Here is a 13,981-nt window from a genome sequence, read left to right as displayed (position 1 = left end):
GTTTGAGCATGATCTTTTCGGAAAACCGCTTCGCACTTTTCCGGATCATGCTCTAGCGCTTCCGCCGCCGATCCAGATGATACGTGAGCGCTAGCGATAGACAGACCGATAGCGGCTGCGTGGACAGCTTGCCCGACATCGGCAACAACAACGCCCTGGTCTGCCGATATTCGAACTGATCGGGAAAGCGCTCGCGGAACGTATCGACCAGCGTCGTCCTGCAATTGAACAGAATGGCGGCGTGCTCGGAATCCTTTACGCGGCCGAGCCGGATGGTGCTGCCGCTTCCGGACTGCTCGGTAAGATAGGCCGGTTCGCCCCATTTCAACGTCTCGGTCAGCGGACCGACGTCGCCATGCGCCTTTGCTGTCGCAAAGATGAGCTTGCGCACGTCGAGAAGGCGCCGGCGGATCGGCAATGGAAAGTCGTCGAAGGCCCGGCTCACCTCGCGCGGCAACAGCGGCTCAGTCACGTTCTCACTCTCGATCGATCGCCAATCGGTCTCCGCTGCGCGCCGGATCGAGCCGGCAGGCCTGCCCTGAGAAGGCCCGCCTCGTAGCGCTGACGATCTACGTCGCGCTTATAATGCTGGGTAGAGAGATGATTGGCCACCGAAAATGCCGGTTCACGCTTGAGAACTTCGGCTGCGTGCGCGCCAGCGGCAATTGCGTTGCCCATTTGCGCGAAGATGCCCGCAAGGAACGCGTGATGGGTGTGATCGGGGCGTGTGATCCGTGAGAGGGCCTCGGCGGCTTCGGCGTATTTCTCGGCACAATAATAGGCGCGCCCGAGATGGCTCCAGAAGCGTTCCGGGTGATACGGGTTGAGCCGCATCGCCTTCTTGATCCAGTCGACGCCCTCTTCAGGTCGGCCCAACCAGGTCAGGAGTTCGCCCTGTTGCACCACGACCAAGTCGTAGTTCGGGTTGAGCGCAAGCGCCCGCTCCTGATGGTAGGTGGCCTTCTCATGGTCGTCGCGGTTCAGATTGAGCGCCGCGAGGATGCGGTGGACGTCGCTGTCATTGTCGTCGAGGACCAGCGCGGTCTCCAGCTCTGAAGCGACCTGCTGGAAGGTGGCTTCGCGATCCGCGCACCCGCTATAGACCCAGGTCTGGCCCAGGACGCACGCCTTCCACGCGTGTGCGTGAGCATAGTTCGCATCGAGTTCGAGCGCCCGGTCGAGCAGAAGTTGCGCCCGCGCATTGTCTTCGCGATTGGAACGATGATGCAAGACCTTGGCGGCCAACACGCATTCATAGGCCGCCATGTTGTCCGTGGGCTTGCGGTTCGCCCGATCGTGCGTCGCCGCCTCGACGCGGCCGGGCAACGTGGCGACAATCGCCCGTGTCATCTCGTCCTGGATGGCGAAGATGTCTCTGAGCTCGCCGTCGTAGCGTTCGGCCCAAATGTGCCGGTCGGTTTCCGCATCGATCAGCTGTACGGTGACGCGAACGCGATCTCCGGCCTTTCGCACACTGCCCTCGATGACATAATCGACGCCGAATTCGCGGCCGACGTCCTGCACCTTGACCGCCTTGCCCTTGTACACGAAGGTCGAGTTGCGGGAGATCACCAACAGGTCGTGGAAGCGTGAAAGCTCGGTGATGATGTCTTCGGTCAGGCCGTCCGCAAAGAACTCCTGCTCCGGGTCGCCGCTCATGTTGGCGAAGGGCAGCACCGCGATGGACGGCTTCTTCGACTTGCCTGTCGTCTTTGCAGTGCCCTTCGTGCCGACTGGCGTGCTTGCCGGACCCTCCTCCAGCCGTATCCGGTAGACGCGGATTGGACGGGCGATGTTCTTGACGTTCTGCTCGCCGATATCCTCGAATGCAACGCCATCAAGGCGCTGGCCGAGTTGGTCGCGCACCGCGCTCGAGATGCAGATACCTCCAGGCTCGGCCAGTGCCTCCAACCGTGCCGCGACGTTGACGCCGTCGCCGAAAATATCGTTCTGGTCGACGATCACGTCGCCCAGATTGATGCCAATGCGGAATTGCATCCATCGCGGCGGCGTGACGTCGGCATTGCGTCGCCCCATCCGGCCCTGAATTTCAGCGGCACACAGCACGGCGTCGACGACGCTATGGAATTCGACGAGCATGCCGTCACCCGTCGTCTTGATGATGCGGCCGTGATTTTTGGCAATGGCCGGATCGATGAGCTCGATCCGGTGGGTCTTGAGGCGTGCGAGCGTACCAGCCTCGTCCACCTCCATGAGCCGACTAAAGCCGACCATGTCAGCCGCGAGGACGGCTGCGAGCCTGCGCTCTGGTCCAGGCACGTCCATTGCTCGGTCCCTTCACCGAGCACTCTAGCAGACGTGCGGATTTTGCCCAAGCCGGGTGCGCTGCAAATTGCGGCGGGACGAGGTCCTCCTACCGCTGACGCAGCGGCCTCATCGCCTCAGATCATCCCCAGCGCCTGCATATAGGTTTCGAGAATCGTCTCGGCCTCGGCGCGCTCGTTGGGATCCTGCTTGCGCATCCGCACGATGGCGCGCAGCGCCTTGACGTCGTAGCCGTTGCCCTTGCTCTCGGCATAGACGTCGCGGATGTCGTCGGAGATCGCCTTCTTCTCTTCCTCCAGCCGCTCGATGCGCTCGATGATGGATTTGAGCTGGTCCTTGGCAAATTTCGTCGCGGGCTCGTCGTCGCGGACGGCGGCGGAGGTGGCCATCTTGGTACTCCCAATGGAACTGGCAAAACGAGGTGACGCCGGCATCCGTCACCGCGCGTGCTGGGTAGACCCTTAGGGTTGGTGTCCCCTGCGTTCAAGCAAGCATCGCGCTCGTCCACAGCGCGCCCACACCTTCCTTCGGCAAGGCGAAGAAAGCTGTTGTGTGGTGCGACTCAGGCCGCGCGAATTCAGTGCCCGGGATGGACCTTCTTCATGGCCTCGATCTGCTCGGCCGTGGCCGTGCCCTGGTATTTCGACTTCCAGGTCTCGTAGGGCATGCCGTAGACGGCCTCGCGGCTCTCGTCCTTGCTTAAGGGCACGCCTTGCGCGTCCGCAGCATCCTTGAGCCAGTTGGACAGGCAATTGCGGCAGAAGCCCGCCAGATTCATCAGGTCGATGTTCTGGACGTCCGTCCGCGTCTTCAGATGATCGACCAGGCGCCGGAAAGCGGCGGCCTCGAGCTCCGTTCTGGTTTTGTCGTCGATTGCCATGGCTGGATCCCTCGGCTTGCGAATTGGCACTGACCCGGATGGTGGTCACCATTACGGGATCAGGTGGGGCCTTGTCACAGATTTTGCCATATCGCGGGTCAAACGGAGCTCGAACCCGGCTTTGGGGCCGTTCCCTGGGCCCTACGCCAAATCGTCAATGATCTGATATAGCTTCCGCGACAATGATCGCCGAATCTCCCCGCTCCCCCCTTCGCCTGCTCGCCCGGTTGGTCCCGGTGCTGGTGGTTGGCCTGCTGTGCCTCTGGGCCAGCCCGGCCTCCGCCGATTTCCGGCTTTGCAACAACACATCGAGCCGGGTCGGCATCGCGCTGGGCTACAAGGATGCCGAGGGCTGGACCACCGAGGGCTGGTGGAACATCTCCTCCCGCTCCTGCGAGACCCTGCTGCGGGGAACGCTGGTCGCCCGCTTCTATTACATCTACGCCATCGACTACGACCGCGGCGGCGAATGGTCGGGCCAGGCCTTCATGTGCTCGCGCGACAAGGAATTCACCATCCGCGGCACCGAGGATTGCCTGGCGCGCGGCTACGACCGGACCGGCTATTTCGAGGTCGATACCGGCGAGCAGCGGGCCTGGACGGTGCAGCTCACCGACGCCAATGAGCAGCCGTCACAACAGCAGCGCTTGCCCGGCATGCCCGGCCCCGTCGGTCCGGGTGGCGGCGTTCCGGGTTTGCCCAATGGCCCGCCCGGTGCTACCCCCCCGGGCTCGCCCGGCCTGCCCCCCCCGCCTGGAAATAAGCCATGAGGCGTCTTCGCCGTATCAAGATTCTCGCGACCCTGGGACCTGCCTCTTCAGACCTCGCGATGATCCGCCGCCTGTTCGAGGCCGGCGCCGACCTGTTCCGCATCAACATGAGCCACACCCCGCATGACAAGATGCGGGAGCTGGTGGCGACGATCCGCAACGTCGAGAGCAGCTATGGCCGGCCGATCGGCATCCTGGTCGACCTGCAGGGGCCGAAGCTGCGGCTCGGCGCCTTCGCCGAGGGCGCGGTCCAGCTCCAGAACGGCCAGACCTTCACGCTGGATTCCGACAAGACGCCGGGCGACACCACCCGCGTCCAGCTCCCGCATCCGGAGATCCTGGCCGCGCTGCGGCCGGGCCATTCGCTGCTGCTCGACGACGGCAAGGTGCGCCTGATCGCCGAGGAGACCTCGAAGGAACACGCGGTGACGCGCGTCGTGGTCGGCGGCCGGATGTCCGACCGCAAGGGCGTCAGCCTGCCCGACACCGACCTGCCGGTCTCGGCGATGACACCGAAGGACCGCGCCGACCTCGAGGCGGCGCTGGTCACCGGCGTCGACTGGATCGCGCTGTCCTTCGTGCAGCGCGCCGACGACGTCATCGAAGCCAAGAAGATGATCCGCGGCCGCGCTGCTGTGATGGCCAAGATCGAGAAACCGCAGGCGATCGACCGCCTCGCCGACATCCTCGAGGTCTCCGACGCCCTGATGGTGGCGCGCGGCGACCTCGGCGTCGAACTGCCGCTGGAGCGCGTGCCGAGCCTGCAGAAGCAGATGACGCGGATGGCGCGCCGCGCCGGCAAGCCGGTGGTGATCGCGACCCAGATGCTGGAATCGATGATCCAGTCGCCGGTGCCGACCCGCGCCGAGGTCTCCGACGTCGCCACCGCCGTCTATGAGGGCGCCGACGCCATCATGCTGTCGGCGGAATCGGCGGCCGGAAAATTCCCGGTCGAGGCGGTCTCGACCATGAACCGCATCGGCGAGGAGGTCGAGCGCGACCCGATCTACCGCTCCGTCATTACAGCTCAGCGCCCGGCGCCGGAAGCCACCGCCGGCGACGCCATCGCCGACGCCGCGCGGCAGATCGCCGAGACATTGGATCTGCCTGCCCTGATCTGCTGGACCAGCTCGGGCTCCACCGCCGTGCGCGTGGCGCGCGAGCGGCCGAAGCCGCCGATCGTGGCGATCACGCCCAACATCACCGCCGGCCGTCGGCTTGCGGTGGTCTGGGGCGTGCATTGCGTGGTGGCGGAGGATGCGCGCGACCAGGACGACATGGTGAGCCGCGCCGGCCAGATCGCGTTCCGCGACGGCTTCGTCCGCGCCGGCCAGCGCGTGCTGATCGTCGCCGGCGTGCCGCTCGGCATTCCCGGCACGACCAACATGGTGCGCATTGCCTCGGTCGGCCCCGATGGCGGCGCCGATATTTAGGTCCGCCGGCACGCGGCAAGACAAAAACGTCGAAAACAACCCCATGCACAGTAGCCGGCTGGTCCGGCGAAGTTGCCTGGGTTTCACGAAAAGACGCGCTCAGCCAATGGCCTGAGCGCGATCAGGCCTCCAGCCCCGGCCTGCCCGGGCTCTACGCCCCGACCAGCGCTTTCGCCGCCGGCAGCAACGTCTGCTGCACGACAAGACCACGGGCGCGGGCGTCCATGACGCCGACGGCACGCAGCGCCAGCAGCGTCACGGTCTGCACGGCATCGCGCATCCGGGCTGGATCTTCGAGATTATCGGGCGCGAGCGGACCCACCAGGGCCTCCTGCAGCGCACCGAGCAGCGCGGTGGCGGCGAGCGCGGTGTCCTGCGCGGGCAGGTGACCGGCACGCACGGCGGCGTCGATCCGCGAGGCGATCTCGCCGGCGATCTCGCGGCGGCTGGCCAGGCGCGAGGCGCTGACATCGACGTCGACAGGCTCGGCCACGATGCCCCACGCCAGCCTGCGCTGCGACAGGGTATGGACCGCCACGGTGGTCACCGCCGCCGCCAGCGCCGAGGATGGCCCCGGCGCGGCATCGGCCGCCCGGCGGATCGCCGCGAGCTCGTCGCGGGAAACTTCGGCGATCAATTCGGAGATCAGCTCGGCCTTCGAGGGAAAGTAGCGGTAGACCGTGCCCGCCGCGACATTGGCCCGGACCGCCACCGGCGCGATCTGCACGGCGGCCATGCCCCCTTCCGACGCCGCCTCACGCGCGGCCGCCAGAATGGCGCTCCGTCGGGCCGCGAGGCGCTTAACAACTTGATGCGTCCGCCGATAAACCATGGCGCGCTACCTGTCCCCAGCTCCCGGTCCCGTGCAAAGCCCGGCCGGATGCTTCTTCACTTTCGCCCAAATCGCCCTCAAGAACTGAACAACTATTCACGGCGCATGACAAGATGCAAATCAGCATATGTGCGCCACGCAGCTTCGAGGCGCAGGTGCGCAGGTAAACGCATCCTTGCACGGCGCGGCGGCCGCGCGACGCTCCGGTTTACCCCAACTTAAAAGCGATCATGCTCAGGTGCCGATGCTCGCGCGCTGTTGCGCGTTGTCGTTCAGCCCCGAGAGTGCCATGTCGATTTCGATCACAAGCAGCCTGCCTGTCCGCGGCGTTGCGCGCTGGCTTTTGCCGCTCTGCATCGGCGCCGGCGTCTACCTCTTCTTCCTGGGCATCGGCGACATCATGCTGCGGGATTCCGATACGCTGTGGCAGATCACGATCGGGCAATGGATCCTCGAGCACCGCGCACTGCCCTATACCGACATCTATTCGTTCACGCGAGCCGGCGAGCCCTGGATCTCGAGCTCCTGGCTGTCGCAAGTCCTGTTCGCGCTGGCTTACGAGCCGTCGAACTGGTCGGGCGCGGTGATCCTGACCTCGCTCGCGATCGGCGTGACCGCGGCGATCTTCGTCTATCTGCTTGAGCCCTATCTGGAGCCCGCGCGCGCCTTCCTGCTCGTCACCCCGCTTCTCTTCATGTCGATCGGCCACTTTCTCGCCCGCCCGCACATGCTGGCGCTACCTGTCATGGTGGCCTTTGTCGGCGGGCTGCTGGCGGCCGCCGACCGGCGCACCGCGCCCTCCTGGCTGCTGCTGCCCTTGATGGCGCTGTGGGCCAACCTTCACGGCGGCTTCGTCATGGGACTGGTCCTGATCGGACCGATTGGCCTCGATGCGATCGTATCCGCCGATCGCAAGGACCGGTTTGCACTGGCCTCGCGCTGGGCCTTGTTCGGCGTCGTTGCGCTCGCCGCAAGCTGCTGTACGCCCTATGGCTGGAACACGCCGCTCGCATCGGCGAAAATCCTCAGCCTGGGCAAGCTGCTCTCGCTGATCTGGGAGTGGATGCCGGCCGATTTCAGCTCGTTCGATTTGTTTGGCGCCAGCCTGCTCGGATTGATCGCCATCGGCTTTTACAGCGGCTTGGTGCTGCCATGGACCCGTATTCTCCTGCTGCTCGGCCTGGTCTGGGCGGCACTCAACCACGTCAGAAACATCGAGGCCTTTGCGCTGCTGACACCGCTCGTGCTGGCAAAGCCGTTCGCCGAGCAATTGGGCGTGACGAGAGCGGCCGCGCTCGCGCGGACCGAAGCGCGGTCCTCCTTTGCGGTGACCGCGATCGCGGCGCTCGCGATCGTCGCGGCCGCCTGGAGCATCACGCGGTCCTATGCCACGCCGACCCGGTATGCCTTTATCGGCAACCAGTCTCCCGTGGCCGCGGTCGACCTGCTCGAGCGGCGCCACGCACAGCGCATCTTCAGCACCGCTCCGATCGGGGGTTATCTGGTCTCGCGCAACGTCAAGACCTTCATCGACGGCCGCGCCGAGCTGTACGGCGAGCAGTTCGTGCTCGACTATTTCGACGCCGTCGAGGGCAAGAATGCGGAGACCCTGCTGCGCCTGCTCGACACCTACCAGATCGACGCGACGCTGCTGAACGGCTGGATCCCCGCCGCAAGGATCATGGACCATCTGCCGGGCTGGAAGCGGATCTACACGGATGACATTGCCGTGGTCCACGTGCGCGACGACGCAGCGGCGAAGCCCTCCTCCACATCGCGATGAGGCACGAAATCAGGCGTTAACTCGCGCGGCCCTTGCGCGGGCGCGAGGGCTTCGCCGCGTCCTCCAGGCCAAATCGGTTCAGGACGGAGATTTGCCGAGACCCATGCGGCGTAGCGGACCATGGCCACGCGGCGACGACGAGCGCTCACACGGTCGAGGTCACATTGCGGGAAGCTCGCGCGGTCGTCCGGCTCGCAAACTCTCCGCACAAAAGAAGAGAGCCCCGTCCAGGACGGGGCTCTCTCAATTCCCGGTTCGTCCGGCCTTACTTGAGGCTGGTCGAGATCGAGGTGAACTTGGTGTTCAGCGTGGTGCCGAGGTTGTTGACGACGGTGATGATCGCCAGCGCGATGCCGGCGGCGATCAGGCCGTATTCAATGGCGGTGGCGCCGGATTCGTCCTTCATGAAACGCGAAACGAGGTTCTTCATAGACTGCTCCCAAAGAGTACACGAGGCTACAACTGGTCTGGTCATTCCGGCTTCCCAGCGCCGCCCGACCATGGAACCGAACGTAGTGACAAAGAATTGCGCCGCAGTTAATTCGACTGCGTAAACACAGAGCGGATTGCACGTATTCGCCGATGGTAAACCGAAATCTAAAACAACCGGTTAAATGATCCGGACATGAAGCCGGCCCGCCAGACGGATTTACCCGAAGTTATGTCCGCCGTGCTCCACTGCCGACGAACCCGGCAAGAACTACGGCAAGAACAACGGCAAGAATAACGGAACGACGAGGCGGCATGTCCCTTTCCTTTGCCAACAGCATCGCGATGCAAAGCCGCGCGAGAGCCCTGGTGCCTCTATGCGTCGGAGCGGGCACCTATCTGTTCTTCCTTTATGTCGGCGACACGCTGCTGCAGGACTCCGATTCGTTCTGGCAGATCAAGATCGGGCAATGGATCCTCGATCACGGCGCCATGCCGTACACGGACATCTATTCCTTCACGCGGCCGGGCGCGCCGTGGATTTCGACGTCGTGGCTGTCGCAGGCCATGTTCGCGTTTTCCTACGCGCAATGGGACTGGGCGGGTCCCGTCATTCTCACCGCGATGGGCGTCGCGCTCACGGCCGCGATCTTCGTCTATCTGCTCGACGCGCAGATCGAGGCGCCGCGCGCCGTGCTGTTTGCGATGCTGGCGCTGCTGCTGTCGCAGCATCACGTCCTGGCGCGTCCGCACATCCTGGCGCTGCCGGTCATGGTGGCGTGGGTCGGCCTGCTGATGGCGGCCGCCGATCGCAGGCGCGCGCCGTCCTGGACCTGGCTGCCGCTGATGGCGCTGTGGGCGAATTTGCACGGCGGCTTCGTGCTCGGGCTCGCGCTGATCGGCCCGATCTCGCTCGAAGCGGTCGAGCATGCCGAGAAGGGTCGGCGGTTTTCGCTGTTCCTGCGCTGGGTTCTGTTCGGCATCGGCGCACTGGCCGCGAGCTGCTGCACGCCGTACGGCTGGAGGACGCTGCTGGGCGCGACCAACATCCTCAGCCTCGGCGAGCTGCTCTCGCTGATCTTCGAATGGATGCCGGCCAACTTCGCCACCTTCAGCTCGTTCGAAGGCGCCCTGCTCGGCCTGATCGCATTCGGCTATTATCGCGGCCTCGTGCTCTCGGCGCCCAGGATCTTCCTGATCCTGTTCCTGACCTGGAGCGCACTGACCCATGTCAGGAGCATCGAGGCCTTCGCCTTCCTGGTGCCGCTGGTTCTGGCAAAACCGCTCGGCCAACTGGCCTCGCGCCCGCAGCCGGACGCAACCGGTGCCGACCGCTGGCCGGCCCGCTATGTCACCGCGCTCGGCGCGCTGATGATCGTGGCCGCAAGCTGGACCTCGACCTCGCTCTACATGAGGCACCACCGCTTCGCCTTCACGATGGCGCAGACGCCGGCCGCGGCGGTCGACCTGCTCGAACAACGCAAGGTCCAGCGCGTCTTCAACGCCTACCAGTTCGGCGGCTATCTGATCTCGCGCGGCATCCCGGTCTACGTCGACGGCCGCGCCGAGCTCTACGGCGAGAAATTCGTCATGGACTTCTTCAAGGCGACGGAGGGCAAGCAGCCCGAGCTGCTTCCGCGCCTGCTCGACGAATACAAGATCGATGCGACGCTATTGGTCGCCGGCGCGCCGGGCCCGCAGATCCTCGACCAGCTCAAGGGCTGGAAGCGGATCTATGCCGACGACATCGCAGTGATCCATGTGCGGGAGAATACGGACGGCGCGGTGGCGACGACCCCGAAGTGAGGACGAAAGCTCCGGGCAGATGTCCGCTTTCAAATGTGAGGCGGACTTGAGCAGGCACGCCGGGCATTTCGCCAGTTGACCCACAGCAGAAGTAAAGGCGATGTTCGAGGAAATCACTCGGAGCGCTTTCCCCTAATGACACGCCAGTATCCCTCCGCGACGTCAGGGTCAATTTCGATAGGTGCGGAGCTTTCAGCGTAGAGGCGGTCTTTGCCATCTTTTCGCGGACCTGAAATCCAAAACCTCTCTCTAGTGTCGACGTCGAAGAAGTTTGCCTTGAACCCACTACCTTTCAGGCTTTGGAAAGTGCGCCCTCCATAGCTGATGGATTTGCCTGTTTTTGAGAAGGTGACGCGGCCGATCCGCGCCGGTCCATTCATCGATACGGATTTATTCTCGATGTACATGATGCGCGTTTTCGGCACCGACCTGCACTCCGTCCTGCTGTTCGTGCGGGTGAGACTGAATTTCAAAAAGGACCGGGTGGGTAATCGTTCTGGCTTGGCCCGGTATTGGTATTGTTCCGATCTGGAGATACCTTCATCCCTTGACGGAACGCATAACCGATGAACGCCGCGAGCACAGCAAAACAGATGAGAGCGAGGAGCCAGTGCGGCACGTTCAAGCCCTCCATATGCGGCCTCTTCATTCTACGAGAAGCGTCCTGCCACGCTACGCCAATCACAACGTAAACGATAATCCCACAAAAGGAAACGTGAGGCGAGTGGTCACGATTAATGGATTGTTGCTGGCCGCATTTTGGAGTCGCACTTCCGCTGTTGGCCCTTCGGCGAAGTGGCAGCATCGCTCCACGAGGTCCGCTTGTTGAGGCATGGCGGACAAGATTTGCTCAGGTTGAGTTCTTCGCATTTTGACCCGAAGCGGCCCCAGCAGCCAATATCGCTCGCGCCTAAGCGATCACGGCCTCCACGATGCTCGCAGCCGAATTGGTCGGCACGACCCGGGTTAGTCGGAAACCTCCCTTGCTCAAGAGTGACGCGTATTCGACTTCGGTTCGCTCCTGACCTCCCATACTGACGAGCATGGTCATGTCGAGCATCTTCCCTGGATGCGGGATGTCGCCGATGGGCAGTACCATTTCAACGAGGAGCAGACGCCCGACCGAATTCATTGCCTTGCGGACATTGCCGAGGATAGTCAGACACTGATCCTCATTCCAGTCGTGGATGATGTGCGAAAGGACGTAGGCGTCGGCGCCCGCGGGGACGCCCTTGAAGAAATCGCCAGGCTCAATCATCACTCTGTCGCTCACGCCTCTGGCTTTGAGCAAATTTGGTGCATCGGTCACAACGTGCGGCCGGTCGAACAAAATGCCGCGCGGCCCGGCATGTTGAGAGAGGACAGCCGCCAGCATGTTGCCGGTCGCGCCGCCGACGTCGACAATGGTCCTGAAGACCGAGAAGTCATAAGCCGTGGCAACCGCAGCAGGCTCCTGATGATGGATGCCGACCATCATCTCGCTGAATAGCGATGCTTCCTCGGGATGATGAGCAAGGTAGTCGAAAAACGCGACGCCCTGCGCCTTTTCAAACCCGGGCCGTCCCGTTTCAATGGAATAGACAACGTGGTCCCAACCACTTTGAGACGACGGGTTGCCGGAAAAAATTACGGATGCTCGTGCCGAGCCGGGCGCGCCGGTTTTCAGCGCCTCACCCAATGCGGTGAGGGCAAAGCGTTGTCCTGTGCGCTCGGTCAGAATGCCCAGGCTCGCCAGGGCACGCATCAGCCTGTGCAATGAAGGCGCATGTACGTGCAACAGTCCGGCAAGTTGTGCAGCGGTCTTCGGTCCGGAGGCGAGTTGATCTGCCACCCCCAACTTGGCCGCCGCGTAGACGGTTCTCGCGACGACGTGGGCACGACCCATTTGAATTAATTGAATGTGCGGCGGAGGTTCGTCCGGCCCGGTAACTGCCATAACAACTCCCCTCAAAGACGAGCAACATACAAGACAATCCAGGAGCGGGCTACTTCAGCCAATGGCCCCATCTCCGATGTGCTCATCAGAGGTGAAGCTCTCTTGGCGCAGGTAATGAGGTGCGCGATTGCGCCTCTTACAGCGGAGACTTGTGACATTAATGCGCCACAGCGGATGTCCTTTGGACCTATCGGACCGCCGGCATTGCCTTGCGACGCCAAATCATGCGGGAATAACCGGCAATAGGGACGAAGACTTGGAGGACGAATGCAACGCGCCGGTTCTAGATCACAAGGTGCATGGCTGACAGCCTGTCTCGTTAGCGCTGGCCTTCTTGCCGCCTCCGTTGAAAGCGCCAGGGCCGATGAAAACGGCATTTCGTTCTGGCTTCCGGGTCAGTTTGGCAGCCTCGCGGCCTTGCCGATGACACCGGGTTGGTCGCTAGGCACGGTTTATTACCACACCTCCGTCGCAGGCTCGGGTGGTGTCGCTGCATCGCGGGAAATCACGGTCGGCAAACTTCCGGCGACGGTCAATGTCAACCTGAACGCAAGCCTCAATGCGCAAGCCGACATTCTGATCCTGGCGCCGACCTATACGTTCGCCACGCCAGTGCTGGGTGGACAATTGGCCGTGGGTCTCACCGGCACATTCGCGCGAAGCGCAGTCGGCATCGATGGAACACTGACCACCAACGTCGGCCCGTTCGGCACGACGCGGACCGGCAGTCTTTCGGACACACTTGTGTCGGTCGGCGATCTCTATCCAGTGATGTCGCTGAAGTGGCACAACGGCGTTCACAACTGGATGACCTATGCGACCGGCGACATTCCCGTCGGAGACTACCAACCGACCCGTCTGGCCAACACCGGCATCGGTCACGGCGCCATCGATGGCGGCGGCGGCTACACGTATCTCGATCCCGCTACCGGGCAGGAATTCTCGGGCGTCGCCGGGTTCACCTACAATTTCAACAACCCAGACACGCAGTACCAGAGCGGCGTCGATTTCCATTTCGACTGGGGCGTATCGAAGTTTCTTTCCAAGCACGCGTTCGTGGGCTTCGTCGGATATGCCTATCAGCAGGTCACCGACGATTCCGGTCAGCACCCTATTCTCGGGTCATTCCGCTCGCGCGTGTTGGGCGTAGGTCCGCAATTCGGCTACCTGTTTCCGGTCGGAGACATGCAGGGCTATCTGAACGTGAAAGCCTATGGGGAATTTGACGCGGCGAACCGGCCGTCGGGCTGGAATACCTGGCTGACGTTCTCCATCTCACCTGCGCCGCCGACGAGCACGGTCACGCCGACTCGCCACATGGTGACGAAATAAGGATCGATCTACCTTGTTCGACGACGCCGGGTAGGAAGCAGCGACGTTGAGTTCATGGGGCGCGTGCTGCCGCTTGCAGCATCTGGCTGCGATTCAAACGCATCGATTTCCTTGAGTTATCTCAACATTAGCCCGAGGCAGTCCTCTTATAGATGGTCCAAGCGGACGGCTCGCGCCGCGTCCGGACTTACGAGAAGAGATCGTGCCCAAATTTTCCTTATCTGTTGTGGCATTCAGTTTGTTGGCTACGCTGGCGACGGAATCTGCCGCCCAAACATTGCCTGCCGATATTCCTCTCGGAATCGTTTGCTACAGCCAAAAGTCCCAGACCTGGACGGTGGGGTACCTAAATACGATCAACGGAAATGGTACCGCGACCTATCGGGCCTGCACACGGCGACCTTGAATGCAGATCACGTGTTGGAGCCACCCAAGGATCGCGCGACTGTGCTCGATTGCTACGGCAAATCGTTGGATCAGCTCCGGACCATGGG

Annotated in this window: 13 protein-coding genes; 5 read left to right on the top strand and 8 right to left on the bottom strand. The window is 63.1% G+C overall.

Annotated elements, in window-relative coordinates; genetic code table 11:
• Positions 1–52 precede the first annotated feature (52 nt).
• The 4 genes from OC450_RS17025 to OC450_RS17010 all read right to left on the bottom strand — a co-directional run bounded on the left by OC450_RS17025 (position 53) and on the right by OC450_RS17010 (position 3,166).
• Positions 53–472, bottom strand: coding sequence for a DUF1801 domain-containing protein (locus tag OC450_RS17025; RefSeq protein ID WP_211382228.1), 420 nt, complete (start codon positions 470–472; stop codon positions 53–55).
• The gene (locus OC450_RS17020; RefSeq protein WP_262048306.1) at positions 469–2,286 is read right to left on the bottom strand and encodes an adenylate/guanylate cyclase domain-containing protein; all 1,818 of its coding nucleotides are present in this window, start codon (positions 2,284–2,286) and stop codon (positions 469–471) included. The genes OC450_RS17025 and OC450_RS17020 overlap by 4 nt, the downstream gene beginning before the upstream one ends.
• A 116-nt stretch (positions 2,287–2,402) precedes the next feature.
• Positions 2,403–2,675 carry a DUF2312 domain-containing protein gene (locus OC450_RS17015; protein WP_200295726.1) on the bottom strand — a complete coding sequence of 91 codons (273 nt, stop codon included), beginning with the start codon at positions 2,673–2,675 and terminating at the stop codon, positions 2,403–2,405.
• Between the two features lie 188 nt (positions 2,676–2,863).
• Positions 2,864–3,166, bottom strand: coding sequence for a DUF1244 domain-containing protein (locus tag OC450_RS17010; protein ID WP_211382226.1), 303 nt, complete (start codon positions 3,164–3,166; stop codon positions 2,864–2,866).
• Between the two features lie 182 nt (positions 3,167–3,348).
• Between OC450_RS17010 and OC450_RS17005 the strand changes: the two genes are divergently transcribed.
• Together OC450_RS17005 and pyk are read left to right on the top strand one after the other, a co-directional pair.
• Positions 3,349–3,936 carry a DUF1036 domain-containing protein gene (locus OC450_RS17005; protein WP_211382225.1) on the top strand — a complete coding sequence of 196 codons (588 nt, stop codon included), beginning with the start codon at positions 3,349–3,351 and terminating at the stop codon, positions 3,934–3,936.
• On the top strand, positions 3,933–5,369 hold the full coding sequence (gene pyk, locus OC450_RS17000; protein ID WP_211382224.1) for a pyruvate kinase: 1,437 nt from the start codon (positions 3,933–3,935) through the stop codon (positions 5,367–5,369). Before OC450_RS17005 ends, pyk begins: the two co-directional genes overlap by 4 nt.
• Positions 5,370–5,520: 151 nt before the next feature.
• Here the strand turns inward: pyk and OC450_RS16995 are convergent, their stop codons facing one another.
• Entirely contained in the window at positions 5,521–6,201 is a 681-nt protein-coding gene (locus OC450_RS16995) for a TetR/AcrR family transcriptional regulator (RefSeq protein ID WP_211382223.1), read from the bottom strand.
• A gap of 289 nt (positions 6,202–6,490) precedes the next feature.
• Between OC450_RS16995 and OC450_RS16990 the strand changes: the two genes are divergently transcribed.
• A complete protein-coding gene (locus OC450_RS16990; RefSeq protein ID WP_211382222.1) occupies positions 6,491–7,984 on the top strand; it encodes a hypothetical protein in 1,494 nt (497 codons plus the stop codon).
• 265 nt (positions 7,985–8,249) lie between these two features.
• Here the strand turns inward: OC450_RS16990 and OC450_RS16985 are convergent, their stop codons facing one another.
• Positions 8,250–8,414 carry a Flp family type IVb pilin gene (locus OC450_RS16985; RefSeq protein ID WP_063201121.1) on the bottom strand — a complete coding sequence of 55 codons (165 nt, stop codon included), beginning with the start codon at positions 8,412–8,414 and terminating at the stop codon, positions 8,250–8,252.
• Between the two features lie 314 nt (positions 8,415–8,728).
• Here OC450_RS16985 and OC450_RS16980 point away from each other — a divergent pair, with 314 nt between their 5' ends.
• Positions 8,729–10,219, top strand: a complete 1,491-nt coding sequence (locus tag OC450_RS16980) for a hypothetical protein (protein WP_262048305.1) — start codon at positions 8,729–8,731, stop codon at positions 10,217–10,219.
• Positions 10,220–10,332: 113 nt separating this feature from the next.
• Here OC450_RS16980 and OC450_RS16975 read toward each other — a convergent pair whose 3' ends face one another.
• Positions 10,333–10,626, bottom strand: a complete 294-nt coding sequence (locus tag OC450_RS16975) for a 1-deoxy-D-xylulose-5-phosphate synthase (RefSeq protein ID WP_262048304.1) — start codon at positions 10,624–10,626, stop codon at positions 10,333–10,335.
• 503 nt (positions 10,627–11,129) lie between these two features.
• A complete protein-coding gene (locus OC450_RS16970; RefSeq protein ID WP_211382219.1) occupies positions 11,130–12,155 on the bottom strand; it encodes a methyltransferase in 1,026 nt (341 codons plus the stop codon).
• Between the two features lie 267 nt (positions 12,156–12,422).
• On the opposite strand from OC450_RS16970, the gene OC450_RS16965 reads away from it, so the two are divergent.
• Positions 12,423–13,487 carry a transporter gene (locus tag OC450_RS16965; RefSeq protein ID WP_262048303.1) on the top strand — a complete coding sequence of 355 codons (1,065 nt, stop codon included), beginning with the start codon at positions 12,423–12,425 and terminating at the stop codon, positions 13,485–13,487.
• Positions 13,488–13,981 lie beyond the last annotated feature (494 nt).

This window comes from Bradyrhizobium sp. Bra78 (genome assembly GCF_024519855.1).
GTDB classification, from domain to species: domain Bacteria; phylum Pseudomonadota; class Alphaproteobacteria; order Rhizobiales; family Xanthobacteraceae; genus Bradyrhizobium; species Bradyrhizobium japonicum_G.
Note: the sequence above shows the minus strand (reverse complement) of the source record. Positions and strands in the feature narration are given on the sequence as shown.

Excerpts from the sequence above, each read along its gene's own strand:
- OC450_RS17020 (WP_262048306.1), bottom strand. The coding sequence starts at position 2,286 with ATGGACGTGCCTGGACCAGAGCGCAGGCTCGCAGCCGTCCTCGCGGCT.
- OC450_RS17015 (WP_200295726.1), bottom strand. The coding sequence starts at position 2,675 with ATGGCCACCTCCGCCGCCGTCCGCGACGACGAGCCCGCGACGAAATTT.
- OC450_RS16995 (WP_211382223.1), bottom strand. The coding sequence starts at position 6,201 with ATGGTTTATCGGCGGACGCATCAAGTTGTTAAGCGCCTCGCGGCCCGA.
- OC450_RS17005 (WP_211382225.1), top strand. The coding sequence starts at position 3,349 with ATGATCGCCGAATCTCCCCGCTCCCCCCTTCGCCTGCTCGCCCGGTTG.
- OC450_RS16965 (WP_262048303.1), top strand. The coding sequence starts at position 12,423 with ATGCAACGCGCCGGTTCTAGATCACAAGGTGCATGGCTGACAGCCTGT.
- OC450_RS16980 (WP_262048305.1), top strand. The coding sequence starts at position 8,729 with ATGTCCCTTTCCTTTGCCAACAGCATCGCGATGCAAAGCCGCGCGAGA.
- OC450_RS16985 (WP_063201121.1), bottom strand. The coding sequence starts at position 8,414 with ATGAAGAACCTCGTTTCGCGTTTCATGAAGGACGAATCCGGCGCCACC.
- OC450_RS16990 (WP_211382222.1), top strand. The coding sequence starts at position 6,491 with ATGTCGATTTCGATCACAAGCAGCCTGCCTGTCCGCGGCGTTGCGCGC.
- OC450_RS16970 (WP_211382219.1), bottom strand. The coding sequence starts at position 12,155 with ATGGCAGTTACCGGGCCGGACGAACCTCCGCCGCACATTCAATTAATT.
- OC450_RS17010 (WP_211382226.1), bottom strand. The coding sequence starts at position 3,166 with ATGGCAATCGACGACAAAACCAGAACGGAGCTCGAGGCCGCCGCTTTC.
- pyk (WP_211382224.1), top strand. The coding sequence starts at position 3,933 with ATGAGGCGTCTTCGCCGTATCAAGATTCTCGCGACCCTGGGACCTGCC.
- OC450_RS16975 (WP_262048304.1), bottom strand. The coding sequence starts at position 10,626 with ATGTACATCGAGAATAAATCCGTATCGATGAATGGACCGGCGCGGATC.